We start from the raw sequence: 26119 nt of genomic DNA, 5'->3' as shown, positions 1-26119 counted from the left end.
ACCGGACAGTTTTCCGTCCGTGAAATGTTCCTCGGCCAAGGGAGCAGCATAGGAGCGTGCAGTCCCAGCGTCCTGGCTCGCTGCTCCTGTCCGCCGAGGGGTACCACCGTGTGCCCCGAAGCGACCTGACGGTGTGCCCCGAAGCGATCTGGTTGCCGTCTTGTACGGGCGTTCCCGCTTCGGCAGGATCGGTCCGCATGACCCGTGCCCACGACGACGAGCGACTGGCCGGCGCCTACGAGCGCGGCAACGAGATGCCGGAGGACTCACTCCGCGCCTGGGTCGGGCTGATCGGTTCCCACCTGCGCCGCCCGTCACCCGCCATCGTCGAGATCGGCGCAGGGACCGGCATGTTCTCCGCCGCGATGGCCCGCTGGCTCGAAGCCTCCAGTGTGCTCGCCGTGGACACCTCCGAGCCGATGCTGGCCGAAGCCCGGCGTCACCATGCCCATCCCGCCGTGCATTACGTGTCCGGGTCGGCAGAAGCCGTACCCGCCGCCACGGACGCCTTCGACCTGGCCCTTCTGTCCCGCGTGATCCACCACATCCCGGACCGGACCACGGCGGCCCGCGAACTGGCCCGTGTACTCCGCCCCGGCGGGGCGGTGGTCGTCCGGACCACGTTCAGAGAGAGGCTGGACGCTGCGGTCTACGACTACTGGCCGCACCTGCGGACGGTTGACGAGCGACGGTTTCCGGGCGAGCAGGAGGTGATCGGCGACTTCGCTGCCGCCGGCTTCACCGTGCAGGAGGTCACGTCCTTCGCCCAGCCGGTCACCACCAGCCTGCGCGAGTACCACGCCCGCATGGCCACTCGTCCGCAGTCGAAGTTCACCCACCTCACCAGCGACCAGTTCCACGAGGGCCTTCAGCGGCTGGCAGCGGCCGCCCGGGCCGAATCGCTCACCGGGCCCGCGCCGGTCACCGAGCGCTACGACGTGGCTGTGCTGACCCTTGTCCGAGAACAGGGACGGGCGCGGGCGCCGACCCCGGTCGGCGCCGTCCTGTCGTGCGCCGGACGCTGCGAGCGCGGAGCGCTGCGGTTCCGGCATACCGCACGATCACCGTGCGGGACCTGCCGGCCTTCACCTTCGGGCTCGGGGTGCTCATGGCGGCGCCCTACACCCACCTGATCCGGGCACGGGTGCACGAGTCGGGGTCTCCGGCGACGGCGCCCTTCCGAACTGCGCCCCCGACGAGGGGATGCGGCGCCTCGGCTCACCGCCGCTGCCTGGCGGTCGGACCGCTATCAGGTACGCCCCGTGGCGTGAGGGCCGCCGGGCACGGCCCCGCGGCCCTCACGGCCCCGATCATGCAGGCGTACGGGGACGCCTGACGACAGCGACCCGGGACCCGATGCGGGGTCCCGGCCCCATGCGCGGGCGCTTCCACGGGCTGAAAAAGTGGTGCGGCGTGGACGCCAGGCGTTGCCGGACGAGACGGAGGAGAACCGCGACCGACGCCGCCGACACGCCGCCGGGATTCGCCGCCGGGATTCCAGGGCGCGTGGCGTTCTTTCCGGTGGCCTCGGCCGACGGCCACAGGAACGGCAGCCGGGACGCGAACAGGACGTGCAGCGACGGCATGCCGGCAAACGGGATGCCCGGGCGTCCGGCCGCGGGTCCGGCTGCCCTCGGTCACCGCAGTCAGATGAGCACCGATAGTGTTCGGACCGGTTGTGCGACAGGCAGCAGAGCGCTACGGGGGTCCAGAACATGCAAACGGGTGCGGGGATGTTCCAGCCGCTTCAGGACGACGATCCGCGCACCGTCGGGGAGTACCGCTTGGTGGCGCGGCTCGGAGCCGGGGGGATGGGGCGCGTCTATCTCTCGCACACGCCCGGCGGACGGCCTGTCGCCGTGAAGGTGATCCGCCCCGAACTCGCCGACGACACCGACTTCCGCAGCCGCTTCCGCCAGGAAGTCGCCAACGCCCGCCGCGTCCACGGCGTGTGCACCGCGCCGGTGCTCGACAGCGACACCGAGGGGCCCATGCCCTGGCTCGCCACGGCGTACGTTCCCGGTCCTTCCCTCGCGGAGGCCGTCAAGGAGCACGGGCCCCTGCCCAAGGAGACGGTGCTGCTGCTGACAGCGGGTGTGGCCGAGGCGCTCCAGGACATCCACCGTGCCGGGATCGTGCACCGCGACCTCAAACCGTCGAACGTGCTGCTCGCTGTCGACGGGCCCCGCGTCATCGACTTCGGGGTGGCGCGCGCCGTGGACGCCACCGCCCTCACTCAGAGTGGTTCCGCCATCGGGACACCTGCCTTCATGGCGCCCGAGCAGGCACTCGGCGGGGAGATCACGGGCGCGGCGGATGTGTTCGCGCTCGGCCAGATCACCGCCTTTGCCGCAACCGGCGCGGGCGCCTTCGGCGACGGGCCCTCGCACGGGGTGCTTTACCGGATCGTGCACGAGGAGCCGCAGCTCGGCGAACTTCCCGGCTACCTGGCCGAGTTGGTGGTCGGCTGCCTGCACAAGGATCCGGCGCGGCGGTTGACTGCGGCCGACGTCATACGTCTGTGCGCCGCCGCCGACCCGGAGGGGGGTCTGCGGCGCTCCGAGAGCTGGCTGCCGGCGTCGGTGGCGGGGCAACTCGCCCAGCACGCGGTACGCGAGCTGCAACCGCAGCCGCAGCCGAAGCCGTCCCGGGCGGACACGATGGCCCTGCGCATCCCCCGGCAGAGCCCCTCGCATCAGGAAGGCGCGTCCCTCTGGCCGGGCGTATCCGGCGGCGAGTTCGGTCCACCGTCCATCCCCGGTGCCGCGGCGCCGGGCGCCGCCGGATCCCCCGGCGGCGGGTTCGCAGGACCGGCCGTTCCCGGCCCGGCCGCACCCGGTGCGGCCGCTCCTGGTGCCCCCGGTACGGGCGTGGGCGCAGGCGGCGCGCTGTACTCCGCGCCGACCGGTCCCGCCCATGGGGAACCCGCGCCTCGGCGCCGTACCAAGCGGTGGGGGGTGGTCGTGGGCGGGTCGGTCGTCCTGACCGCGGCCACGGTGACCGGGGCCCTGCTCCTGTCCGGCGTCCTGCGGCCCGGCGAGCGGGCGGATGGCGCGAATGGACAGGCGGGACAGTCCTCGAGCCCTGCGGCGGAGCAGCACCCGACCGGTTCCGGTCAGCCGTCCGCATCGCCGTCGAAGGAGCTCAAGCCGAAGGAGAAGGAGTCTCCTTCCTCATCCCCGGCCCGCACCACGCCTCCCGCCTCCGGCGAACCGGCCGCGCCCCAGGCGCCGGCTGCTTCCCACAAGCCGACCGCGACGGCCGCCCCTCAGCCGACCGCCGTCACCTACCCCGGCATTCGCATGACGGCCGAGCACGACCTGTACCTGGACGATCGCCCCGTACGGTCCAAGGCCGACACGGGCACCAGCACCGAGGACTTCACGTACGCCGTGTACTCCTCCGGTGCCGTCGTGGCCTCCGGCTCCACCAGCCAAAGTCAGCTGACCCGACTGGCGCCCCGCGCCCCGGGGACGCTGGATTCGTGCCTCGCACAGACCGGAAGCGAGAAGTACGTCTGGGTGAGAGACCTCGCTGTCGGCGACCGGCTGTGCCTGACCGGCGGAACCGGTCACGTGGGCCTCATCACCTTCCGTGGCACGGCCCCCTCGCCGGACACGACGGACCACATCACGGTGGACGTCAAGCTCTGGCGCAACGCGGTGGACCCGGTGGGCGGCTGACCGCTTCCACCCGACCCCGACGAAACTCCGGTCGACAACCGCGCCGCTGCAGCGTGGCAGCCCCATGCCGCCTCTCCGGCGCCGCAAGGGCTGCTGAGGTGGGAATCGTCGGAACAGGAGATCGACTTTGTGTCGCAGACGGGCGCGGCCGACCCTGACGCCCGGACCGTGCTCACAAGGCGCGAACATGTGCCGTTGGGAGGGTGCGGGCCGCGAGGATGACGGCCAGACTGGGCAGGCACAGCACGCGGCGTACGGCGCGAGGCCGCGACCGTCCCCGGTATCGACCGTGGCCTCGCGGGCGTCTGCGCGGACGTCGACGCGGGCGTCGACGTTCGTCGCAGTGGTCAGGTCAGCAGCCACCGGAAGTGACGGGGACACCAACGCCGATCCGGAGAGTGGCCGGGGTGGCGCAGCAGCCGCCTTCACCGGCCGGGCCGGCTTCGGGCTCGTCGAACAGGCCCGCGCCGCCGCATACGCCTGTCTCGGGAAGGGTCAACTCCACGCGCTCGGCGGCCTCCTGGTCACCTGCCAGCGCGGCGGCAACGGAGCGGACCTGCTCGTAGCCCGTCATGGCCAGGAAGGTCGGGGCACGGCCGTAGGACTTCATACCGACGAGATGGATGTCCTTCTCCGGGTGGGACAGCTCGGTCACGCCGTGCGGGTAGACGGTGCCGCACGAGTGGACATTGGGGTCGATCAGCGGGGCCAGCCCGACCGGCGCCTGGAGGCGCTCGTCCAGGCCGAGGCGGACCTCGGACAGGTACGACAGGTCGGGGCGGAACCCGGTCAGAACGATGGCCTCGTCGACCGGGTCGCTGCGGCGGCCGTCCTCCGCGACCAGTACCAGGCGCCCGTCCCCGTCGCGTTCGACGCTCTCGGTCCGGAATCCTGTGACCGCGCTTGCATGCCCGGCGTCGACCGCCGCCTTTGCCGCGAGGCCGAGAGCTCCGCGCGCCGGGAGCTGGTCGGCTTCGCCGCCGCCGTAGGTGCTGCCGTTGATACCGCGGCGCAGAATCCACACCGCATGCGTGCCGGGCTCGTCCTTCGCGAGGTCGGCGAGAGTGGCCAGCGCGGTGAAGGCGGAGGCTCCGGAGCCGACGACGGCGGTGCGCTTCCCCGCGTACCGTGCCCGTACCGCCGCCTCGCGCAGGTCCGGGACGCGATACGAGATCCGGTCGGCCGCGGCCTTCTCGCCGAGCGCGGGCAGGCCGTCCCCGCCGAGCGGGCTCGGAGTGGTCCAGGTGCCGGACGCGTCGATCACTGCCCGGGCGGTGATCCGGTCTTCGCGTCCGTCCGCACCGAGGATGTGGACGGTGAACGGCTGCTCGTCGCGGCCGGAGTCGACGACGCGGTCGCGGCCGGCGCGGGCAATGCCGGTTGCCTTGGTGCCGTAGCGGACGCGTTCACCGAGAACGTCGGCCAGCGGCTGGAGATAGCGCTCCGCCCAGTCACCGCCGGTCGGGTACGCCGCTCCGTCGGGTCTGGCCCATCCCGTGGGGGCGAGCAGCTTTTCGGCGCCCGGGTCCACCAGCTCCGCCCAGGTGGAGAACAGCCGGACGTGCGACCACTCGCGCACAGCACTGCCGGCGACCGGTCCGGCCTCCAGGACCAGAGGTTCGAGGCCGCGGTCGATCAGGTGGGCAGCGGCGGCAAGGCCGATGGGGCCGGCTCCGATGACGACGACGGGCAGTTCGGTGGTGGCGGGCGTGGTCACGACGACTCCTCGTTGTTTCGATGTCTGTCGATGGCATGCGCCGACAGCATGGCAGCTGCTTCGACGGCCGTCAACATAGACACACATCGAATCAATCTCCTGGCGCACCGCACCGCGAGCTTGAATCGACGTGTGTCAACATAGATGTATGTCGAATATCGAGGCGTTGCCGCTGCTGGAGCCCGAGGCCCCGGAGGCCCCCGAGGCCGGTACGCCCTGCTGCCCGCCGCTGGCCGAACGCCCTCTGACGGCGGAGGAGGCCGTGCGCACAGCCGCGATGTTCAAGGCGCTGGGCGACCCGGTCAGGCTGCGCCTGTTCTCTCTCGTCGCCGCGCACGAGGGCGGCGAGGCGTGCGTCTGCGACATCTCCGATGTCGGCGTCTCCCAGCCCACCGTGTCCCACCACCTGAAGAAGCTGAAGGAGGCGGGTCTGCTCACGTCGGAGCGGCGGGGCACCTGGGTGTACTACCGCGTCGAGCCTTCCGTCCCGGCCGCGATGGGCCAGATGCTGCGTCACTACAGCACCTGACGCCACCCTCACCGCACCCGCTCCGCACTCAGGGTCCGGGATCCGGGATCCGTCCCGATCGTCGGGCCGGCCAGTTCGGGCTGCGCCTGCCGACCGCAAGAGGGGAACACTTGCGCGCACTCCCCACTGAGCGGGGTTCGTCGATCCACCCGGGCCGTTCCTCCCACGGCGTCTCGCGTCCTGGCCCGCAATCGCCACCACAAGGACGGTGATACGACACCAACTGTTCGCACAGACTTCGCCCCTGTATCCGGAATATCGCTGATCATCTATATGTCTGGCGAGGAGGTGCCGCCATGCCTCACGGGCCGACGCCTCGGCATGCGCCTTTGCATGCCGCGCAGAAGACCGGGAGAGCAGAGTGCAGCATCGGCGCAAGGGCCGCAGACGTTTCCTTCCCGTCGGGGCGGCGGTGGCCGCGACCGCGTTCGCGGTGACCGGCGCAGCGATCATCGCGATCGGTCAGTCCCGCGACTCCCAGGACGGGGATGATCGTGCCGACGCCCTGCCGTCCCCGGCTCGGATCGCCTGCGCCGAGGACGGCAAGTTGCCCGGCTCCGGTTCGACGGCACAGAAGAACGCGATGGAGCACTGGATCAAGGAGTACCAGCGGGCTTGCCCCGGGGTACAGATCGCTTACAACCCGGTGGGTTCTGGCGCCGGGGTGGCCCAATTCTTGCGGCAGGCAACAGTTTTCAGCGGCACCGACAGCGCTCTGAAGCCCCAGGACGTCGAACGGTCGAAAAACGTCTGCCCGGGCGGGCGAGCGATCGACCTGCCGATGGTCGGCGGTCCCATCGCCATCGGCTACAACCTCCGCGGCGTGGACAACCTCGTCCTCGACGCCGAGACGCTTGCGAAGATCTTCGATTCCGAGATCACCAACTGGGCCGATCCCGCGATCCGCAAACTGAACCCGGACGTGAACCTCCCCGAGCTGGCGATTCAGGCGGTCCACCGGTCCGACGACTCCGGTACGACTCAGAACCTCAACGCCTATCTCTCCGGTGCAGCCTCAGAGGAATGGCCGTACCCGAAGGAGAAGGACTGGCAGGGCAAGGGCGGCCATTCGGCCGCCGGCTCCGACGGGGTGGCAACCAGTGTGCGCAACAGCGAGGGAGCGATCGGCTATTTCGAGCTCTCCTTCGCCGCCGGCCTGAAGATCCCCACCGTCAAGATCGACACTGGGGCCTCGCAGCCGGTGGAGGCCAGCCCTGAAACGGCGTCGGCCGGTATCGCCAGCGCCGAAGTGGTCGGCAAGGACGACGACCTGACGCTGAAGTTCAACTACGCGACGAAGGCCGAGGGCGCCTACCCGATCGTCCTGGTCACCTACGAGGTCGTCTGCGACGGGGGCAACCAGCCCGAGATGCTTCCCGCATTGAAGTCCTTCCTCGCTTACACGGCCAGCGAGGAGGGGCAGAAGGTCCTTCCGGGCATGCACTACGCACCGCTGCCCGACAAGGTGGCCGTTCAGGTGCGGCAGGTCATCGACACGCTGTACTGAGACGGAGAGAACGGACGTGACCAGGTGCCTGTCAAGCCGATGACTCCGCTCACGCGCCGCCTCCCGTGTCGGCTTCGCGGCTCGGAAACGGCCCGGGACGGCGAAGACGGCAGTCGGCGGTGAGTCCAGCCTGACCGCCGCCGACCAACACCACCGCCACCACTCGAGTCGTGTGGGTCATGCCTCGCGCTCAGGGCCGGTCTTGTCCCGCATGAAGATGACTGCCACCAGCGCCAGTCCGACGACAGCCCCCAGAAGCTGGGCCGCGATGAAGCCGGGCAGCGAGCCCGGGGCTATCCCCGCGAAGGTGTCGGTGAAGGCCCGGCCGATGCTCACCGCCGGGTTGGCGAAGGAGGTCGAGGAGGTGAACCAGTAGGCGGCGCCGATGTACGAGGCGACCGCGACCGGTGCGAAGCGGAGACGGTCGGTGCGGGCGAGACCGAAGATCAGCAGGATCAGGCCGGCGGTGGCGACGACCTCGCCGAGCAGCAGGTTGCCTGCGGAACGGTCGTGTGTGGACCACTTCACCAGCGGCTCGCCGAACATCGCGTCCGCCAGCACGGCGCCCGCGATGGCGCCGACCACCTGAGCGGGGACGTAGACGGCGGTCTCGCGAAGGGTGACTCCCACGCCGCCGCGGCGGGCGGTCCACCACTCGGCGCAGGTGACCGCGGGGTTGAAGTGCGCGCCGGAGACCGGGCCGAGCAGGGCGATCAGGACGCCGAGCCCGAAGACCGTGGCGATCGAGTTGGCCAGCAGCTGCAGGCCGACGTCCTGGGTCAACCGGGTGGCCTGGATGCCGGAGCCCACCACGACCGCGACCAGGGCGGCGGTGCCGACCAGTTCGGCAGCGGCCCGGCCGGCCAGGGGTGCGCCGGGCGGCGTCCCGCCCGGGGCGGGCTGCTGCCCTGCGGACGGCGTGCCGGACTCCGCACCGGCCTCGGGGGTGGCCTCAGGGGTGGCCTCGGCAGTGCTCAACAGGTCTCCTCGGTAAGGCGGGGTGACGCGGGGGACGGGGCTCGGTTCAGCAGCGGTTTCAGGGGCAGGCGCGCTTGAGGTCGGCTTCGGCGGTGGAGCGGGCGGTGGCGGCGAGATCGGTGAAGGATCCGGCCAGCCCTTCGATGACGTCCGGCCGCAGCCTGTAGTAGGTGAAACGACCGCACGGCTCGGTCTCGACGACGCCCGCCTCGCGGAGCACCCTCAAGTGGTTGGAGAGATTCGTCTGCTTGGCACCGGTCTCCTCCACGAGGTGTGTGGTGCACAGGGTCTCGCGGGCGAGGAGCGTGACGATCTGGAGCCTGAGCGGGTCGGCCAGTACGCGGATCAGTTCAGTGTCGACTGACGTCATCATGGACTGATACTCTCACATCAGCGGTGACTGACACCACCAGGCGTTGACGCCATGGGCGCGCGCCTGCTCGTCGTGCGACCTTCTCCACGAGACAAGAGAGACCTCCGATGGCCGAGAAGCCCTCCGTTCTGTTCGTCTGTGTCCACAACGCCGGCCGTTCCCAGATGGCCGCCGCGTGGCTGACCCACCTGGCCGGGGACCGCGTCGAGGTCCGCTCCGCAGGTTCCGCCCCCGCCGAGCAGGTCAACCCGGCGGCCGTCGAGGCCATGCGTGAGGTCGGCATCGACATCTCCGCCGAGACACCGAAGATCCTGACCGTGGACGCGGTCAAGGAGTCGGACGTGTGCATCACCATGGGCTGCGGCGACACCTGCCCGGTCTTTCCCGGCAAGCGCTACCTGGACTGGGCGCTGGACGACCCGGCCGGCCAGGGCGTCGAGGCCGTACGACCGATCCGGGACGAGATCAAGGCGCTCGTCGAGGGGCTGATCGAGGAGATCGCCCCGGAGAAGACGACCTGAGCGCCGGTACGGACGTACCCGAGGTCATCGTCATCCCCTGCCGTTGAGGGTTCGGGTCAGGTCCCGTACGCACGCCTCCCCGGCGGCCACGCCCTCATGGGCGGTCGAACCCGAACCGCTTCCGTTCGACATCTCCCCAAGGTCAGCGCGCGTCCCGTTGCTTTCAGCGCCACGGGCGCGAGTTCCGGAGCGGGTCGTGGGCGCCCTGCGCAGCCCTTCACCTCGCCGAACCAGGCCTGTTCATCCAGTCCCGCCGGGCCTGCGTCCAGAAGCCTGACGGCCTGCCGAATCGCGCCGGGCACCAGGTGCCGGTACGTCGGGTCCTGAACGTGACGTAGATGGACTTGTGCCCCGTCCACTCAGCCACGCCGGCGAGCGGGACACGGTTGGACCCCGTCCGACGTGCAAGGCACGGTCCTCCCTCAATCGGCCGGCTGTGCGGGCCGGTTCGCCGTTGAGGGGGAGGGAATACCGAAACCGCTGGTCGAGCGTCCGGCATGCATGGGCCGCATGCGTACATCGGCGCCTGGGCACCGGCGACGCCTGCCGGCCCGATCCACCGGTCCACCGGCAGGCATTCCGCTTCGCCCGCGCCGGCCGGCCGCCTCCGTGGGCCGGCGCGGGCCTGGCCGTCCGACGGGAGGATGTCCCTCACGCCCCCGGCGGCGGTCCCGTCGTCCCGCGCACCACCAGCCGTGGTTCCAGCACCAGTTCGCGCGCGTCATGCTCCGCGTCCTCCAGCCGCTCCACCGCGAAGCGCACCGCGTGCGCGGCCTGGGCCGCGGCGTCCTGGCGGACCGTGGTCAGGTCGATGTGCGACAGATGGGAGAGGTGGCTGTCGTCGAAGCCCGCGACCGAGATGTCCCCCGGCACCTCCAGCCCCGCCCCGGCAAGGCTGTGCAGCAGGCCGACGGCGCAGCGGTCGTTGGCCGCGAGGACCGCGGTGGGGCGGGCGTCCTCCTTGGCCAGCAGCCGCCCGGCTGCGATGCCCGCTTCCTCGGTGTGCGCGCCGGGGATGACCCGGATCTCGTCCGCCAGGCCGTGCCGGCGCATCGCGGCGCGGTAGGCGCGGCGGCGCTCCGCGGAACCGGCGCCCCGGCCGCCGTCGATGTGGGCGATACGGCGGTGGCCGAGGGTGACGAAGTGGTCGATGACCTGGCGTACGCCCTTGCCCTCCGCCGTACGGACGCTGTCCGCGCCGCCGCCCGGCGCATCGGCGCCCACCACGACCAGGGAGGAGCTGCGCCGCGCCAGTTCGCCGAGGTAGGCGGCGTCCGATTCGGGCCCGAGCAGGATCAGCGCCTCGCAGCGGTGGCTGAGCAGCGCCTCGGCCGCCCTGCGCTCGTCGCGCCCGGGGGCGCGGGCCGACAGCAGCACGTCGTACTCCAGTCGCTCCGCCTCCGGATAGATCGCCTCGACCAGGTCGGCGTGGAAGGGGTGGTGCAGGGTCAGCAGTACGCCGATGGTGCGGCTGCGGCCGCGGGCCAGCAGCCTGGCGGCGCTGTCCGGCTGGTAGCCCAGCTCGTCGGCCGCCCTCAGGACGCGCTGCCGGGTCTGCTCGCTGGCGCCCGGCTGGTTGCGGAAGACCAGGGAGACCAGGGCGCGCGACACGCCCGCCCGGGCGGCCACGTCCGCCATGGTGGGTCGCTTCTGGTCGGTTCCTGCCAACGCTCCGCTCCTGTCCTGTCGCGCTCTCCCGCCGTCCTGCCGACGCGCTCCTTCGCGGCTGCTCACCCGCGGGGCCGCGCGGAAGCGTGCTCCCCCGTCCGGCCGCCGCCCGCGCTCTTGACATCCCGGCGCGACGGGATCATCGTACTCGCATCTAGCGCGCTCTAGTAGAGCGCGACAGGAGGGATTCATGGCACTGGATGTGCTGACGATGGGGCGGGGCGGCGTGGACATCTACCCGCTGCAGAGCGGTGTGGGTCTGGCGGAGGTCACCTCGTTCGCCAAATACCTCGGCGGCAGCCCGACGAACGTCGCGGTGGCGGCGGCCCGCTACGGGCGCACCGCCGCTGTCGTCACGAAGACGGGGGCCGACCCCTTCGGCACGTTCATCCGCACGGCGCTGACGGGCTACGGCGTGGACACCGCCCATGTGGGCGTCTCCCCGGGGCTGCCGACGCCGGTGACGTTCTGCGAGATCTTCCCTCCGGACCACTTCCCGTTGTACTTCTACCGCTTCCCCAAGGCGCCGGATCTGGACATCACGCCCGAGGAGCTGGACCTGGACGCGGTCCGCTCGGCAACGGTGTTCTGGATGACCGGCACCGGGCTGTGCGAGGAGCCGAGCCGAGCCGCCACGCTGGCGGCCCTGCGGGCGCGCGGGCGGAAGGCGCACACGGTCTTCGACCTGGACTGGCGCCCGATGTTCTGGAGCACTCCGGCCCGGACCTGGTACGAGGAGGCCCTGGCGCACGCGACCGTCGCCGTCGGCAACATCGACGAATGCGAGGTCGCCACCGGCGAGCGCGACCCGCATGCCGCGGCCCAAGCGCTGCTGGCCGCGGGCGTGGAGCTGGCCGTCGTCAAGCAGGGCCCGCGCGGTGTGCTGGCCGTGCACCAGGACGGCACCGCGGTGGAGCGGCCGCCGGTGCCGGTGGAGGTGGTCAACGGCCTCGGCGCGGGCGACGCGTTCGGCGGCGCGCTGGTGCACGGCCTGCTGGCGGGCTGGGAACTGGACCGTATCATCGCGTTCGCCAATGCGGCCGGCGCCCATGTGGCCGGACAGCTGGCCTGCTCGGACGCCATGCCCACCGAGGCCGAGGTGGCCGAGCGGCTGAAGGCGGCCGGCACATGGTGACGGAGCGGATCCAGGAGCTGACCTCGCTGCGGGTGCGCGATCCGGAGGCGGTGGCCGCTGCGGCCGCGGCCCGGACACGTGCCAAGTCGCCGCTGGGCGACACCGGACGGGCGATGATCATCGCCGCCGACCATCCGGCCCGCGGGGCGACGGCGGTGGGCGGCGACAAGCTGGCGATGGCGGACCGCGCCGAGCTGCTGCGGCGGCTGTGCATCGCGCTGGAGCGGCCCGGGGTGACGGGGGTGCTGGGCACCGCCGACATCCTGGAGGACCTGCTGCTGCTCGGCGTGCTGGACGGCAAGTGCGTGGTCGGGTCGATGAACCGGGGCGGGCTGGCCGGTTCGGTGTTCGAGATCGACGACCGGTTCACCGGCTACGACGCGCACACCATCGCCGAGCTCCGCTTCGACGGCGGCAAGATGCTCACCCGCATCGCCCTCGACGATCCGGCCACCGCCGGCGTCCTGCAGAATTCGGCCCGGGCGGTCGACGAGCTGGCCGAGCGGCGGCTGCTGGCCATGGTGGAGCCGTTCCTGTCCCGCTGGGAGGACGGCAGGGTGCGCAACGACCTGTCGCCCGACGCGGTCGTCCGCTCGGTGGCCGTCGCCTCCGGACTCGGCCGGCGCAGCGCCTACACGTGGCTGAAGCTGCCGGTGGTCGACGACATGGAGCGGGTCCTGGCAGCGACCACGCTGCCGGTGCTGCTGCTCGGCGGCGATCCGGGCGACGCGGCCGCGGAGCGGGAGGCGCTCACCAAGTGGCGGCGGGCGCTGCGGCTGCCCGGGGTGCAGGGGCTGGTCGTGGGCCGTTCGCTGCTGTATCCGGCGGACGGCGATGTGGCGGGGGCGGTGGACAGGGCGGTGGGACTGCTGTGACCAAGAGACATCTGCGAGCGGATACGGCGGCCTCCGGGCCGTACCGGACGGTGATCACACCGGAGTCGGCGGGCTGGGGCCACTCGGGCCTGCGGATCCTTGAACTGGCCCCGGGCCAGGAGCACGTCCTCGGCACCGGCGACGCGGAGCATCTGGTGCTGCCCCTGTCAGGCGGCTGCACCGTGACCGTCGACGGCACGTCGTACGAACTGAAGGGCCGCGACGGCGTGTTCGGCGCACCCACCGACTTCCTCTACCTGCCCCGCGACTGCGAGGCCCGCGTGACCAGCCGCAGCGGCGGCCGTTTCGCACTCCCGTCCGCCCGCTGCGAGCGGCGCCTCCCGGTGCGTTACGGACCCGCGGAGGAGGTGCCCGTGGAGCTGCGCGGGGCAGGCAGCTGCAGCAGGCAGGTGCACAACTACTGCCTGCCGCAGACCTTCGACGCCGACCGGCTGCTGGTGTGCGAGGTGCTGACGCCGGGAGGCAACTGGTCGTCGTATCCACCGCACAAGCACGACGAGGCGCGGCCGGGCGAGGAGAGCGAGCTCGAGGAGATCTACTACTTCGAGGTGGCGGACGGGGGCATGGCCTATCAACGGGTGTACGGCACCCCCGAGCGCCCCATCGACGTCCTGGAGGAGGTCCGCAGCGGCGACTCGGTGCTGATTCCGCACGGCTGGCACGGGCCGTCCATGGCCGTGCCCGGCTACGACCTGTACTACCTCAACGTGATGGCGGGGCCTGGCCCCGAACGCGCCTGGCTGATCTGCGACGACCCGGCGCACGGCTGGATCCGCACCACCTGGGACGACCAGCCCACCGATCCCCGGCTGCCCTTCGGAGGGGCGCGATGACCTTTGGAGGGCCGCGATGAGACTGACCACCGGCCAGGCGCTGGTGCGTTTCCTGGCGAACCAGTACAGCGAGCGCGACGGCCACGAGCGGCGGCTGATCGACGGCGTCTGGGGGATCTTCGGCCACGGCAACGTGGCCGGTATCGGGCAGGCGCTCCTGCAGTACCCCGACGAGCTGCCGTACTTCCTGGCCCGCAACGAGCAGGCCATGGTGCACACGGCCGCCGCCTACGCCAAGATGAACAACCGCCTGGCGACCTACGCCTGCACTTCCTCCGTGGGCCCCGGCGCCACCAACATGGTCACCGGCGCCGCCCTGGCCACCACCAATCGGCTCCCCGTCCTGCTGCTGCCCGGCGACACCTTCGCCACCCGCGTCGCCGACCCGGTGCTGCAGCAGCTGGAGGATCCCCGGCAGGGCGACGTATCGGTGAACGACGCACTGCGGGCCGTGTCCAAGTACTTCGACCGGATCGAGCGCCCCGAGCAGCTGATCCCCGCTGCCCTCGCGGCGATGCGGGTGCTCACCGACCCGGTGGAGACGGGGGCGGTGACGTTGTGCCTGCCGCAGGACGTGCAGGCGGAGGCATTCGACTGGCCGGAGGAGTTCTTCCGCCGCCGGGTCTGGCACGTCGGCCGGCCGCTGCCCGAGCCCGACGCGCTGGAGCGCGCGGTGGTGCTGCTCCGCCAGGCGCGACGGCCGCTGATCGTCGCCGGCGGTGGTGCGGTGTACGCCGAGGCATGGCCGCAGCTGCGGGAGTTCGCATCGGCGACGGGCATTGCGGTGGCCGACACGCACGCCGGGAAGGGCGCGATCCCCTGGGACCATGAATGCGCGGTGGGCGGGCTCGGCGCCACCGGCTCCAGCGCCGCCAACGCCCTCGCTGCCGAGGCGGATGTGGTGCTCGGCATCGGCACCCGCTACAGCGACTTCACCACCGCGAGCCGGACGGTCTTCGCCGATCCGCAGGTGCGGTTCATCAACCTCAACGTGGCGCGGCTGGACGCCGTGAAGCACTCCGCCGAGCCCCTGGTCGCCGACGCCCGGGCGGGGTTGGAGGCCCTGACCCGCGAGCTGTCGCAGTGGCGGACCGGCGAGGCGTACCAGGCGCGTGTACGGGAACTGGCCGCGGACTGGCGGCAGGCCACCGACCGCGCCTACCGGCTGAACCACGGCCCGCTACCCGCCCAGACCGAGGTGCTGGGCGCGTTGAACGAACTGCTCGACGACCGGGACGTGGTGATCAACGCGGCCGGCTCGATGCCCGGCGATCTGCAGGCGCTGTGGCGGGCCCGCGATCCGAAGGCATACCACGTCGAGTACGCCTACTCCTGCATGGGTTACGAGATCGCCGCCGGGGTCGGGGCGAAGCTGGCCGCGCCCGACCGCGAGGTGGTGGTCCTGGTCGGCGACGGCTCGTATCTGATGATGTGCCAGGAGCTGGTCACCGCCGTCTCCGAGGGACTGAAGCTGACGGTGGTGCTGGTCGACAACGGCGGCTTCGCCTCGATCGGGGCGCTGTCGGATTCCCTCGGCTCACAGCGCTTCGGCACCCGCTACCGCTACCGCGACGAGAAGTCCGGGCTCCTGGACGGCGGAACGCTGCCGGTGGATCTGGCGGCCAACGCGGCGAGCCTGGGCGCGCGGGTGCTTCGAGCCGCCACGGTGGAGGAGTTCCGCAGCGCCCTCGCGGAGGCGAAGGCCGACCGGACGACCGTCGTGCACGTCACCACCGACCACCTCAGCCCCGGCCCGCCGAGCTCCGCCTGGTGGGACGTGCCCGTGGCCGAGGTCGCGGAGCTCGACTCCACCCGGCAGGCGCACGCGTCGTACGAGACCGCCAAGCGGGCCCAGCGGCCGTATCTGTGAACCACCGCACCGACCGCACCGAGAGCCGTGACAACCCCCTGAGCCCGAGAGGCCGCACACCATGACGACCACCCCCGCCGCCCGTCTGACCGCCGGCAACCTCTGCCTCGGCTCCGCGCCCGACTCCTGGGGAGTGTGGTTCGCCGAGGACGACCGGCAGGTGCCGTACACCCACTTCCTCGACGAGCTGGCCGAGGCCGGCTACCGCTGGCTGGAGCTCGGCCCGTACGGCTATCTGCCGGTCGAGCCGGAGCGCCTGGCCGACGAGCTCACCGCGCGCGGTCTGAAGGTCTCCGGCGGCACCGTCTTCGGCGCCCTGCACCGGCCCGAGCAGTGGGACGACATGCTCGCCCACACCCGACGCGTGGCCGCGCTGACCGCCGCCGCCGGGGCGCACCACCTGGTGTTCATCCCGCCGCTGTACCGGGACGAGAAGACCGGTGCCTTCACCGAGCCGCCGGAGCTGGACGCCGCGCAGTGGGCCGCGGTGGGGCAGGCCGCGAACCGTCTCGGCCGGATCCTGCTCGACGAGTACGACGTGCGCCTGGTCGTCCACCCGCACGCGGACAGCCACGTCCAGACCCAGCCGGAGATCGAGCGCTTCCTGAACGCCACCGACTCCCGCTACGCCAACCTGTGCCTCGACACCGGCCATGTCGCCTACGGCGGCGGCGACAACGTGGACCTGATCCGCCGCTTCGGCGAGCGCATCGGCTACGTCCACATCAAGCAGATGGACCCGGCGATTCTGGCCCAGGTCGCGGCTGAGGACCTGTCCTTCGGCGAGGCGGTCAAGCGCGGTGTCTGCGTCGAGCCGCCGGCGGGTGTGCCGAACCCCGCGGACATCGTGGAGGCGCTCTCCGGGCTGGAGGCCGAGCTGTTCGTGATCGTGGAGCAGGACCTCTACCCCTGTGCGCCCGAGGTGCCGCTGCCCATCGCGGTGCGGACTCGCGAGTACCTCAACGGCGTGGGTCTGAGCGGCATTCGCCGCCCCGTGCACTGACCTCGACCATCAGCCGGACAAGGAGGACACGCCCCGCATGACGATACGTATCGGAGTCATCGGCACCGGCGCCATCGGCCGGGAGCACATCGAACGCATCACCCGGACCATCAGCGGCGCAGAGATCGGCGTCGTCACCGATATCGACACCGCCCTCGCGGAGAAGTCCGCCTCGGAGGCCGGCGGCGCGCGTATCGCCGCCGACGGCGCCGAGCTGACCGGCGCCGATGACGTGGATGCCGTCATGGTCACCTCCTGGGGCCCGACCCACGCGGAGCACGTGCTGGGCGCCATCGCCGCCGGCAAGCCGGTGTTCTGCGAGAAGCCGCTGGCCACCACCACGGAGGACTGCCTGCGCATCATGGCCGCCGAACAGGCCCACGGCCGGCGGCTGGTGCAGGTCGGCTTCATGCGCCGCTACGACGCGGGTTACCGGGAGCTGAAGCGCATCATCGACGACGGCGGCATCGGCCACCCGCTGATGATGCACTGCGCCCACCGCAACCGGGCGGTCCCGGAGGCCTACACCACGGACATGGCCGTCCTGGACTCCGGTGTGCACGAGATCGACGCCGCTCGCTGGCTGCTGTCCGACGAGATCGTCTCCACACAGGTGGTGCTGCCCCGCTCCACCAGCAGGCGCCATCCGCACCTGAAGGACCCGCAGTTCTTCCTCTTCGAGACGGCCGGCGGGGTGCGGATCGACCTGGAGGTGTTCGTCAACTGCCAGTACGGCTACGACATCCAGTGCGAGACGGTGGGTGAGGCGGGCCTGATCCGCCTTCCCGACCCGGCACGTGTCCAACTGCGCGGCAGCGCCCGTATCGGCACGGCGATCGACCAGGAGTGGGACGACCGCTTCTCGGCCGCGTTCGACACGGAGATCCAGGCCTGGGTGGACTCCGTCACCGCCGGAACGGCCACCGGCCCCTCCGCCTGGGACGGCTACGCGGCCACGGCGGTGGCGTCGGCGACGGTCCGGGCACAGCGCACGGGGGCGGTCGTGCAGGTGGAGATGGTGGAGAAGCCGTCGTTCTACGCGTGAGGGGAGTGCGGGTGCGCCTCTGAACACCGTTATGGTCCAGACCTATTGACCCATAGGTCTGGACCATTCTACGGTGATGGGCGCGCGTCACCAACCTTCAGGCACTCCCCCACAGCCCCGAAGGTGAGCGTGCCATGAACTCTGCGATCCGCCGTACGGTGCGCCTGTTCGGCGCCGCCCTGGCGCCGGCCCTGACCGCCCAGCTGCCGGCCGGCGGCCATAGGTCGCCTGCCCTGGTGGCCCAGGCCTGGCGGCACCGCAACGGTGCCCTGAAGGGCCTGATGACCTGGTCAGTCAACTGGGACGGGTCGAAGAACTGGACGTTCCGCTTCAACGTGTAGTGCCTGATTCCTTGATCGCCTGAAGCGGCTGGTCAGGGCGAGAAACCCCAGGTCAGGGGCCAGATCTTCGAGTCTGGCCCCTTTCTGTCTTCTCCGGCTGAATCAGCCTCCTTCCTGCCCCTGTGCTGACTTGGTGCTGACTTGCTGGGTGGGTCTGTACGTCCTCTGAGCTGGGGTTTCCGGGGTGCTGTGAGAGGCCGGACGGAACGAGGGGTGTACCTGGAGCCGGGCATAGGAAACCCGGTACCCGTGTGGAAGGGCCGCCGTGCAGGATGGGGGAGTGGCTGACCTGCTGTGGGATGAAGTCAGAGGGTTCTTCGACCCCGATCTGATGGGCGCGCTGCCGGACGTGCTCGTTCCTGGGGCCTCGGTCGAGGACTGGCAGGCTGTCCTCGACCTTATTGATGAGCGCGGATGGAAGCACCAGTACTCCGAGGGGGAATCGGTGCTCCCGGTGCCTCGAGCGGAGACAGTGCTGTCACGCCCGGCTGAAGCTGATTGCCCGCAGCTGCGGGTCTGGCTCGCTGAGGATGCGCTGGCGATCTTCCGCTTCTACTCGGCGGACGAGATCGACTTTGATGTCGACCTGCGGGAACTCCAGGGGCAGGAGCGCCTCGACTTGTTCTGCGGGTTCCTCACCGCGATCGGACGGCGGTTGGCGAAGCAGGTGCTGATGGATGCCGAGGGTGGCGACGGCAGCCATCCCGTACTTGGATTCGAGGTCGAGAGCGATCGGGTTGTGCTGTTCGCGTTGCCGTTCGCTTTCTGATCGCTGTTGGTTCGGACCTCCGGAGGCGGCCCTCTTTATGCGACAACGCGAACATTTGCGTGACCGCATGGACGGAGACTGCGCCCCCTCCGTACGGTCGTGATGCCGCCCCATGAGGGGGGTCGGGCTGGCACAGCGCTCCACTTGGCCATTCGGAGACACGGCCGTCTCGGCCGGCCCCACGGCTGGGTCAGCCCGGCTTGACCGCCAGCGTCGCAAAATAGTTCGACATGTATTGAGCGGATGCGTTGGATTGGTGCGGCGCTTCCGCGAAGCCGGTGAGGACGAACCCCGCGGCGAGTTGCCCGCCGATCTGGTCGGTGAGGGTGTGGCTGTATTCAAGAGGGGCATCCGCGCCGAACTTCGTGGCGCGTTCCTCGGCGGAGTACTGCGTGACATCGCTGTAGGGCAGTTTGTGCACGACGATCAGCTCGCCGCGCTCGTCGAGCGCCTCGTGGTCGAACAAGTACACATCAGGGTTGAGGAAGCCCACGAGTAGAGTTCCGCCCGGTCGCAGGATGCGGAAGCACTCACGCCACACCGGTGCCAAGTCTGGTACGAATAGGTTAGAGACCGGATGGAATACGACGTCGAATGTTGCGTCGCCGAAGGCGCTGAGGTCGCGCATGTCGCCTAGGACGGTGCGCAGCTCGAGTCCGTCGCGCGCCGCCACCATCTGGTCCTGGCCGAGCTGGCGGGGTGAGTTGTCGAATACGGTGACCCGCGCCCCTGCGGCGGCGAGGATCGGACCCTGCTGGCCACCGCCGGAGGCCAGGCACAACACGTCCTTGCCGGTCAGGTCCGTCGGCAGCCAGGAGCGGTCGACTGGCTCACGCCCGATGAGAACAATCGACCAGTCGCCCATGCGGGCGCGCTCGACATCCTCAGCACTCACCGGCCTCGACCACTCGTTGCCCTCTTGGACATACTTGTCCCAGGCTGCCCGATTGTGGGCAACGGGGTCGACAACAATGTCCTGCACGTTTAACTCCCTGCTACAGCCAAGCGGACACCTGCGGTACTGACAGTTCGGTGCCGCTAGCCAACACGATTGCAGGGTGCGGGCTCAACGAAATTAGCGGGCATCGAGGTGTCCACGGGCTCGACGGGCGGTCGCGCAGCGGGTGCGTAAGCGCTGGTTGCCGGGGTTGCGGAAGCCGTAGGCGTCGCGGGCGATTGTCTTGATGACCCGGTTGGTGCCTTCGGAGCCGGCGTTGGTGATCCCGGTGTGCAGGAACGCAAGGATCTCTGGCCACCATGTCTCGACGGTTGTGGCTAGGCGCTGCAGTTCGGGAAGGTCGGCGTCGGCGCATCGGCGGTAGAACCGGTACAGCAGATCGCGGACCTGTTCCCGGTCGGGGCGGGTCCGGGCGGTGGCAAGCAGGTCCAGGAGGTCTTCCTTGGCGTTCGACGCGACGGTGATCGGCGCGCCGATCACCCTGGGCAGGTTGGACAGCTCGTCGAGGAGAGCGTCGACGTGCTCGCCGCGCATCCGGGCGGCGGAGCGGGTGAGCCGGTTACGCAGTTCCCACTCGCGGTTGCCCTTGCGGCCGCGCCGGCCGCGGTGGGTCACGGTGACCCGGCGGCGGACCTCGGTGAGGGTCTGGTTCGCCAGCTGCACCAGGTGGAAGTGGTCCACGACCAGGGTGGCCTGCGGCAGGACCCGGCGGATCGCCGACTTGAAGATCGTGCACATGTCGATCGCGACGTACTGGACCGCGTCGCGCCAGGCGTGGTCGCGGGAAGCCGCCTACGCGGACCTCGCCCGCCCCGTCCACGGCAAGCAGGTCCCGCTCGGCCGGACAGGGCAGGCCCCTGCCCGAACACCGCGCGCAGGGACGGCGGCAGCGGATCCAGACCAGTGCCTTCAAGGGACGGTCCTCCTCGGGCACTTCGGGCTGCGGATGTCACGGCGTTTCGAGCCGGGCCGTCACGTCCATGAACACCGGGTCGGTGGGGAACCGGATGTCGATCCACGGGTCGCCGTCGCACGGCCGAGGTGCACAGGGTCATGGCTCCGGGATCGTCAGGGAGGTGCACGTCGCATGGACGGTCCCGCGCCCTCCGTCAGGTGAAGTGGTGAGGAGGCGGCGTGCGGCGTGGCGGGACCGTCAGAAGCGTCCGGCGCCCCGGTACAGGTCCAGCTCCCCGTCCAGTTCGACGGCGAGCACGGTCGCGTGCTCATCGAGATCCGCGGCCGCAGGAGCGTCGATCCACAGCACGCCGGGGACCTCGTGGAGACCGCCGATGACCTGGTGGCCGAGTTCGGTGCCGGTGCCGAGCACCCTGACCCGGCGGACCGGAGTGCGCAGACCCCGTACGCCGATGGGGCCGCGGGGGATGTCGAACACCGTCAGATAGAGGGTGCGGCGGTCGGCGGACAGGGTGCTGGGACCGTAGTGGTGGCCCGCGGGCAGGCCCCGGGAGGTGCCGTGGACGGCATCGGCGTGCCGGGAGATCCAGGCGCCCATGCCCTCCAGCCGCTCGACCTGTTCCGCCGGGATGGTGCCGTCCTCCTTCGGCCCCACGGACAACAGGAGGTTCCCGCCACCGCCGATGGTCTCCGCGAAGTACCGGATCAACTGGGCCGTCGACTTGTAGTGGTGGTCGTGGTGCCGGTAGCCCCACGAGTCGTTGAAGGTCAGGCACAGCTCCCACGGCCCGGCCGGCGGCTCGATCGGCACCCCCTGCTCGGGGGTGGCGTAGTCGCCCTCGCTCAGCATCCGCGCGTTGAGTACGCACCGCGGGACCTCGGACCGGATCAGCTCGGCCAGCTCGCGGATCCGCCACTGCTCCTCGGTGCGCTCCCATTCGCCGTCGAACCACAGCAGGTCGGGCCGGAAGCGGGTGACGAGCTCGCGCACCTGCCCGTCGCGGTAGGCGAGATAGCGTGCCCAGGCCGCCAGGTCCTCCTCTTCCTTCGGCACCTCGGCGTAGGGGTTGTTCTCCTGCTCGGGCGGCCGGCCCTCGTAGCGGGTGGAGGCGTAGTCGGGATGGTTCCAGTCGTTGTGCGCGTAGTAGAGGCCGACCTTCAGCCCCCTCTCCCGGATCGCGTCCGCGTACGGGCCGATCAGGTCGCGGCCGGCCGGGGTGTGCCGGACGACGTTCAGGTCGCCCTCGGCGGTGTCCCAGAGGGAGACGCCGTCGTGGTGGCGCGAGGTCAGCACCGCGTAGCGGGCGCCGGCCCGGGCGAAGAGGTCCGCCCACGCCCGCGGGTCGTAGTGCTTCGCGGTGAAGCCGCCGAGCTGTGCCATGTACTGCTCGTGGGGCACGTCGCCCTCGAAGAACGACCAGGACTCCTGGACGCCGTCGACGGCGTAGATGCCCCAGTGGATGAAGATGCCGAACTTGGCGTCGGGGAACCAGGGCTGCATGGTCATCGCGTGGTGCTCCCTTGTCTAGTGGGCGGAAAGCGTCCAGGACCATCGGTACGTGCCCGGGCCGACGCGGTACCGCGGCAGGGTGTCGGGCCCGCACGAGGCCGTGCCGACGCCGCGGTGCACGGCGTCGATGTGCACCACGCAGGTGTCGCGCGGGACCAGCTCGTCGTGGTGCGCGGCGGCGGCCAGATCCGCGGAGCGGTACCGGGTGACGGAGACCTGGCGCGGGGTGTCGAGGGTGAAACGCAGCCTGCCGTCGAGGCCGAAGCGGCGCACCCCGTGCCGTCCGCCGCTCTCCTGCGGGCGCAGATACGGGGTGAACAGCTCGTCGACGGCCGCCCGGTGGTGCCCCACCTGCCCGCCCGCGCACCGGTCGGGATAGGTCTCCCAGGGCCCCTGCCCGTACCAGTCGAGCCGGTCATGGCGGGCCGCCGTCTCGAAGACCGTGCCGACGCGCGGCACATCGGCCAGCCCTGCCGGCAGCTCGGCGGTCTCCTCGACGAGGATGCCGTCCGGCAGCGGACGCAGCACCTGCAGATGCCGTACCGGCCCCACGGGCGTGTCGTACTCCGCCCGTACGGTCACCCGGCCGGCGCCGTCCCGTTCCACCGACACCGGCCTGCGCACCAGCGCGTCGAGCCCCCACGCCCGCCACCGTTCGCCGAGGCCGCCCAGCTCGTCGTTGTCGGTCGGCGCCCGCCACAGGGAGAGCACCGGCGGCGCGGACAGCGCCGGGTGGATGAGCAGCCCGCTGTCGTCGACCTCGACGGCGTGGGCCTGCGGCCCGCCGTCGTCGACCTCCAGCGGCCCCTTGCCCCGAGCGGCCCCGGCGATCGGGGTCGCCCCACCGGTCTCGCGCAGTCGGACCCCCGGGGTGCAGACCTCGAAGCCGGCCGGGGCCCACGCCTCCTGACCCGCCGTGGTGACCCGCAGCGTCAGCCACGCCTCCTCGGAGCCGGACAGGGACCCGTGCTCCAGCCCGGCGACCACCTCCGGCGGCAGCTGTAGGGGCGCACTCGCACCCGGTGCAAGCTCCGGCAGCCGCACCGGCACCGGCGCGAAGTCCTCGTCGGCGCCGTCGACGGACAGCACCCACTCCCCCGCCAGCCACGAAAGGTCGCGGAAGTGCTGGCGGTTGTGGATCCGCAGCCCCTGCTCGTCGTACGTCAGCCGCACGGGGGCGGCGAGCTCCCGGTGCTCGTACATGACGGGCTTCGGTGTGCGGTCCGGGAAGACGACTCCGTCGGCGATGAAGGCGCCGTCGTTCGGCTGGTCGCCGAAGTCGCCGCCGTACGCCCAACGGTGGCCGGGCCCGGCGATCCCGCCACCGTACATCCCGGCGCCCGCCGTCCCGGCCGGGCCGCCGTCGGCCAGGCGCTGCAGGATGCCGTGGTCCCAGAACTCCCAGATGAAACCGCCCTGCAGGCCCGGAGTGGACTCGATCGCCGCCCAGTAGTCGGCGAGGCTGCCATTGCTGTTGCCCATGGCGTGCGAGTACTCGCACAGGATGAGCGGCTTGGTCTGCTCGCCGGAGTTCGCGTGCGCGGTGATCTCGTCGATGGAGGCGTACATCGGGCAGACGATGTCCGTGACGATCCCCTGCCGGGTCCAGCCGCGGTGCAGCGCGCCCTCGTACTGAACGGGCCGCGTCGGGTCGTGGCGGCGCACCCAGCCGGCCGCGGCGTCGTGGTTGGCTCCGTAGTCGCTCTCGTTGCCGAGCGACCAGACGATGACGGACGGGTGGTTCTTGTCGCGCAGCACCATCCGCGAGACGCGGTCGGTGAACGCGGGCAGATAGCGCGGGTCGTCGGCGATCTCGTGGGCGTGGTCGTGGCTCTCGATGTCGGCCTCGTCGACGACGTACAGGCCGAGCTCGTCGCAGAGGTCGAGGAAGGCGGGGTCGTTGGGGTAGTGCGAGGTGCGCACCGCGTTGAAGCCGAAGCGCTTCATGGTCACCAGATCGGCGCGCATGTCGTCGTACGTCACCACGCGGCCGGTCAGGGGGTGGAAGTCGTGCCGGTTGACGCCGCGGATGTACACCCGCTCGCCGTTGACCAGCAGGTCCCGGCCGCGGATCGCCACATCGCGGAAGCCCACGCGGTGGTGGGAGGTGTCCGCCACCGAGCCGTCCGCGCGGTGCAGCCGGACCGTGAAGCCGTACAGCTGCGGGGTCTCCGCGGACCACTGCCGTACGTCCGGCACGACCGCATGCAGCCGGGCCTCGCCGAGAAAGTCGGAGACACGGTGCTCGGCCGCGCACCAGGCGGCGTACTCCTCGTCCTGCCGCAGCTCACCGACGCCCTCCAGCAACCCGGTGACGTACCACCCCTCGGGCAGCGCGCCGGGCGCCGACCGCACCTGCACCTCGGCGAGCAGCCGCCCGTCCGCCGGCGCGGTGATCCTCACGTCCGCCAGATACAGCGGGTCAGTGGCACAGAGGTACACGGATCGTGTGATCCCCCCGTGCCACCACTGGTCCTGGTCCTCGATGTGCGAGGCGTCGGACCACTTGACCACCGTCAGCCGTACGGTCGTCCGCTCTCCCGGCCGTACGGCGTCGGTGATGTCGAACTCGCTCGCCAGATGCGAGTCCTTGCCCATGCCCACCGCCCGGCCGCCGGCCTCCGCGAGCAGCACGCTCTCGAAGGCCCCGACGTGCAGCACGATGCGCTTGCCCGCCCACTCCGCGGGGATCTCGGCCTCCCGCTCGTACACCCCGGTCGGGTTGTCCGCCGGTGATGCCGGGGGGAAGTGCGGCCACGGCATCGTGGCATTGGTGTAGTGCGGCAGGTCGCCGGTGCCCTGCATGGTCCAGCAGCCGGGCACCCGGGCGGTCCCCCACTGGTCGGCGAGCGGCTCGTCCGGTGCCGTCAGGAGCTGGAAGCGCCAGTCGCCGTCGAGCGGGAGCCTGCCGGTGCCGGCGGCGGTACGGACCACCGCGTGCAGCGGCAGCCGGCGCCAGGAGGTGAGCTCCGGCGACTCCCAGGGGCGGGCGGGCAGGGGCGGGCGGTGCATCAGCGGACGGCTCCCTTGGCCAGGTCGGCGATGAAGTGGCGGGCCCCGAAGACGAACACGATGAGCAGCGGGATCAGGGCCAGGAGGGCGCCGGCCATGACCATGCCGTAGTCCGTCATGCTGTGCACGCCGTTGAGCTGGGACAGCGCCACCTGGAGGGTGACGTTGTCCGGGTCGGTGAGGGCGATCAGGGGCCAGGCGTAGTCGTTCCACTGACCCATGAAGGTGAAGATGCCGAGGAACGCCAGGCCCGGGCGGACCACGGGCAGCGCCACATGCCAGTACTGGCGGAGGAAGCTGCAGCCGTCGAGGCGGGAGGCGTCCATCAGCTCGTCGTGGATGGCACCCTTCATGTACTGGCGCATCCAGAAGATGCCGAACGCGTTGGCCGCCGCAGGGACGATCAGCGCCGTGAGCGAGCCGATCCAGCCCAGCTTCGACATGATCACGAACTGCGGGATGGCGGCAAGCTGGGCGGGCAGCATGAAGATGGCCATCATCAGCCCGAACAGCACCTTGCGCCCCGGGAACTCGAACTTGGCGAAGACGAACGCCGCGAGCGAGTCGAAGAACAGCACCAGCACCGTGACGCTGACCGCGACGATCAGCGAGTTCAGCATCGACCCGAAGAAGTCGACGTTGTCGAGGAGGTTCCTGACGTTCTCGCCGAAGTGCGAGCCGGGCAGCAGCTTCGGGGGGTACGAGAAGATCTCGCTGGTCGTCCGGGTGGCCATGACGACGGCCAGATAGAACGGGAAGACCGACAGCACCACGCCCGCGATGAGCGCGGCGTGCAGGGAGACGCCGCGGGCCAGGGCACCCTTGGTCTTGGGTATGAAGGTCTTGGGCACGGCGG

At 70.9% G+C, this 26119-nt stretch carries 20 protein-coding genes and 2 pseudogenes; 13 read left to right on the top strand and 9 right to left on the bottom strand.

Annotated elements, in window-relative coordinates:
- Window positions 1–197: 197 nt before the first annotated feature.
- On the top strand, window positions 198–1133 hold the full coding sequence (locus ACWCP0_RS20820) for a class I SAM-dependent methyltransferase (RefSeq protein WP_451080276.1): 936 nt from the start codon (window positions 198–200) through the stop codon (window positions 1131–1133).
- Between the two features lie 600 nt (window positions 1134–1733).
- Window positions 1734–3683, top strand: coding sequence for a serine/threonine-protein kinase (locus ACWCP0_RS20815; protein ID WP_451080275.1), 1950 nt, complete (start codon window positions 1734–1736; stop codon window positions 3681–3683).
- A gap of 352 nt (window positions 3684–4035) precedes the next feature.
- Here the strand turns inward: ACWCP0_RS20815 and ACWCP0_RS20810 are convergent, their stop codons facing one another.
- On the bottom strand, window positions 4036–5400 hold the full coding sequence (locus tag ACWCP0_RS20810; protein WP_451080274.1) for an NAD(P)-binding domain-containing protein: 1365 nt from the start codon (window positions 5398–5400) through the stop codon (window positions 4036–4038).
- A gap of 148 nt (window positions 5401–5548) precedes the next feature.
- On the opposite strand from ACWCP0_RS20810, the gene ACWCP0_RS20805 reads away from it, so the two are divergent.
- Together ACWCP0_RS20805 and pstS are read left to right on the top strand one after the other, a co-directional pair.
- Complete coding sequence (locus tag ACWCP0_RS20805; RefSeq protein ID WP_451080273.1) at window positions 5549–5929, top strand: ArsR/SmtB family transcription factor; 381 nt, start codon at window positions 5549–5551, stop codon at window positions 5927–5929.
- A 412-nt stretch (window positions 5930–6341) separates the two neighbouring features.
- Entirely contained in the window at window positions 6342–7436 is a 1095-nt protein-coding gene (pstS, locus tag ACWCP0_RS20800; RefSeq protein WP_451080272.1) for a phosphate ABC transporter substrate-binding protein PstS, read from the top strand.
- A 177-nt stretch (window positions 7437–7613) separates the two neighbouring features.
- Here the strand turns inward: pstS and ACWCP0_RS20795 are convergent, their stop codons facing one another.
- Window positions 7614–8414 (bottom strand): aquaporin, encoded by an 801-nt coding sequence (locus tag ACWCP0_RS20795; protein WP_451080271.1) that lies wholly within the window; start codon window positions 8412–8414, stop codon window positions 7614–7616.
- Between the two features lie 58 nt (window positions 8415–8472).
- Window positions 8473–8787, bottom strand: coding sequence for an ArsR/SmtB family transcription factor (locus ACWCP0_RS20790; RefSeq protein ID WP_451080270.1), 315 nt, complete (start codon window positions 8785–8787; stop codon window positions 8473–8475).
- A gap of 107 nt (window positions 8788–8894) precedes the next feature.
- Here ACWCP0_RS20790 and ACWCP0_RS20785 point away from each other — a divergent pair, with 107 nt between their 5' ends.
- Complete coding sequence (locus tag ACWCP0_RS20785; protein ID WP_451080269.1) at window positions 8895–9308, top strand: arsenate reductase ArsC; 414 nt, start codon at window positions 8895–8897, stop codon at window positions 9306–9308.
- Between the two features lie 651 nt (window positions 9309–9959).
- Here the strand turns inward: ACWCP0_RS20785 and ACWCP0_RS20780 are convergent.
- Window positions 9960–10946, bottom strand: a complete 987-nt coding sequence (locus ACWCP0_RS20780; RefSeq protein WP_451080304.1) for a LacI family DNA-binding transcriptional regulator — start codon at window positions 10944–10946, stop codon at window positions 9960–9962.
- Window positions 10947–11166: 220 nt separating this feature from the next.
- Between ACWCP0_RS20780 and iolC the strand changes: the two genes are divergently transcribed.
- The 8 genes and pseudogenes from iolC to ACWCP0_RS20740 all read left to right on the top strand — a co-directional run bounded on the left by iolC (window position 11167) and on the right by ACWCP0_RS20740 (window position 18868).
- Complete coding sequence (iolC, locus tag ACWCP0_RS20775) at window positions 11167–12111, top strand: 5-dehydro-2-deoxygluconokinase (protein ID WP_451080268.1); 945 nt, start codon at window positions 11167–11169, stop codon at window positions 12109–12111.
- Window positions 12105–12986, top strand: coding sequence for a Cgl0159 family (beta/alpha)8-fold protein (locus ACWCP0_RS20770; RefSeq protein WP_451080267.1), 882 nt, complete (start codon window positions 12105–12107; stop codon window positions 12984–12986). The genes iolC and ACWCP0_RS20770 overlap by 7 nt, the downstream gene beginning before the upstream one ends.
- Window positions 12983–13840 (top strand): 5-deoxy-glucuronate isomerase, encoded by an 858-nt coding sequence (iolB, locus tag ACWCP0_RS20765; protein WP_451080266.1) that lies wholly within the window; start codon window positions 12983–12985, stop codon window positions 13838–13840. The genes ACWCP0_RS20770 and iolB overlap by 4 nt, the downstream gene beginning before the upstream one ends.
- A gap of 16 nt (window positions 13841–13856) precedes the next feature.
- Entirely contained in the window at window positions 13857–15710 is a 1854-nt protein-coding gene (gene iolD / locus ACWCP0_RS20760) for a 3D-(3,5/4)-trihydroxycyclohexane-1,2-dione acylhydrolase (decyclizing) (protein ID WP_451080265.1), read from the top strand.
- A gap of 61 nt (window positions 15711–15771) precedes the next feature.
- Window positions 15772–16713, top strand: a complete 942-nt coding sequence (locus ACWCP0_RS20755; protein WP_451080264.1) for a TIM barrel protein — start codon at window positions 15772–15774, stop codon at window positions 16711–16713.
- A 37-nt stretch (window positions 16714–16750) separates the two neighbouring features.
- Entirely contained in the window at window positions 16751–17758 is a 1008-nt protein-coding gene (locus ACWCP0_RS20750; protein ID WP_451080263.1) for a Gfo/Idh/MocA family oxidoreductase, read from the top strand.
- A 185-nt stretch (window positions 17759–17943) separates the two neighbouring features.
- Window positions 17944–18099: pseudogene (locus ACWCP0_RS20745) on the top strand (chitinase); the annotation flags it as partial.
- Between the two features lie 280 nt (window positions 18100–18379).
- Complete coding sequence (locus ACWCP0_RS20740) at window positions 18380–18868, top strand: hypothetical protein (protein WP_451080262.1); 489 nt, start codon at window positions 18380–18382, stop codon at window positions 18866–18868.
- A gap of 190 nt (window positions 18869–19058) precedes the next feature.
- Here ACWCP0_RS20740 and ACWCP0_RS20735 read toward each other — a convergent pair whose 3' ends face one another.
- The 5 genes and pseudogenes from ACWCP0_RS20735 to ACWCP0_RS20715 all read right to left on the bottom strand — a co-directional run bounded on the left by ACWCP0_RS20735 (window position 19059) and on the right by ACWCP0_RS20715 (window position 26114).
- A complete protein-coding gene (locus ACWCP0_RS20735; protein WP_383862662.1) occupies window positions 19059–19850 on the bottom strand; it encodes a class I SAM-dependent methyltransferase in 792 nt (263 codons plus the stop codon).
- A 93-nt stretch (window positions 19851–19943) separates the two neighbouring features.
- Window positions 19944–20594, bottom strand: a pseudogene (locus ACWCP0_RS20730) (ISL3 family transposase); the annotation flags it as partial.
- 385 nt (window positions 20595–20979) lie between these two features.
- Window positions 20980–22248 (bottom strand): alpha-L-fucosidase, encoded by a 1269-nt coding sequence (locus tag ACWCP0_RS20725; RefSeq protein ID WP_451080261.1) that lies wholly within the window; start codon window positions 22246–22248, stop codon window positions 20980–20982.
- A gap of 18 nt (window positions 22249–22266) precedes the next feature.
- The gene (locus ACWCP0_RS20720; protein ID WP_451080260.1) at window positions 22267–25263 is read right to left on the bottom strand and encodes a glycoside hydrolase family 2 TIM barrel-domain containing protein; all 2997 of its coding nucleotides are present in this window, start codon (window positions 25261–25263) and stop codon (window positions 22267–22269) included.
- Window positions 25263–26114: a carbohydrate ABC transporter permease gene (locus ACWCP0_RS20715; RefSeq protein ID WP_451080259.1), complete on the bottom strand. Its 852-nt coding sequence runs from the start codon at window positions 26112–26114 to the stop codon at window positions 25263–25265. The genes ACWCP0_RS20720 and ACWCP0_RS20715 overlap by 1 nt, the downstream gene beginning before the upstream one ends.
- Window positions 26115–26119: the final 5 nt, after the last annotated feature.

This window comes from Streptomyces sp. NPDC001970, assembly GCF_053594115.1.
The sequence above is the reverse complement of the archived record's forward strand: the minus strand, read 5'-3'. Positions and strand labels throughout refer to the sequence as shown.

What these genes read in the sequence shown, in the direction of transcription:
- iolD (WP_451080265.1), top strand. Translation starts at nt 13,857, where the DNA reads ATGAGACTGACCACCGGCCAGGCGCTGGTGCGTTTCCTGGCGAACCAG.
- ACWCP0_RS20785 (WP_451080269.1), top strand. Translation starts at nt 8,895, where the DNA reads ATGGCCGAGAAGCCCTCCGTTCTGTTCGTCTGTGTCCACAACGCCGGC.
- ACWCP0_RS20815 (WP_451080275.1), top strand. Translation starts at nt 1,734, where the DNA reads ATGTTCCAGCCGCTTCAGGACGACGATCCGCGCACCGTCGGGGAGTAC.
- ACWCP0_RS20820 (WP_451080276.1), top strand. Translation starts at nt 198, where the DNA reads ATGACCCGTGCCCACGACGACGAGCGACTGGCCGGCGCCTACGAGCGC.
- ACWCP0_RS20725 (WP_451080261.1), bottom strand. Translation starts at nt 22,248, where the DNA reads ATGACCATGCAGCCCTGGTTCCCCGACGCCAAGTTCGGCATCTTCATC.
- ACWCP0_RS20780 (WP_451080304.1), bottom strand. Translation starts at nt 10,946, where the DNA reads ATGGCGGACGTGGCCGCCCGGGCGGGCGTGTCGCGCGCCCTGGTCTCC.
- ACWCP0_RS20720 (WP_451080260.1), bottom strand. Translation starts at nt 25,263, where the DNA reads ATGCACCGCCCGCCCCTGCCCGCCCGCCCCTGGGAGTCGCCGGAGCTC.
- ACWCP0_RS20770 (WP_451080267.1), top strand. Translation starts at nt 12,105, where the DNA reads ATGGTGACGGAGCGGATCCAGGAGCTGACCTCGCTGCGGGTGCGCGAT.
- ACWCP0_RS20755 (WP_451080264.1), top strand. Translation starts at nt 15,772, where the DNA reads ATGACGACCACCCCCGCCGCCCGTCTGACCGCCGGCAACCTCTGCCTC.
- ACWCP0_RS20805 (WP_451080273.1), top strand. Translation starts at nt 5,549, where the DNA reads ATGTCGAATATCGAGGCGTTGCCGCTGCTGGAGCCCGAGGCCCCGGAG.
- iolC (WP_451080268.1), top strand. Translation starts at nt 11,167, where the DNA reads ATGGCACTGGATGTGCTGACGATGGGGCGGGGCGGCGTGGACATCTAC.
- ACWCP0_RS20790 (WP_451080270.1), bottom strand. Translation starts at nt 8,787, where the DNA reads ATGATGACGTCAGTCGACACTGAACTGATCCGCGTACTGGCCGACCCG.
- ACWCP0_RS20750 (WP_451080263.1), top strand. Translation starts at nt 16,751, where the DNA reads ATGACGATACGTATCGGAGTCATCGGCACCGGCGCCATCGGCCGGGAG.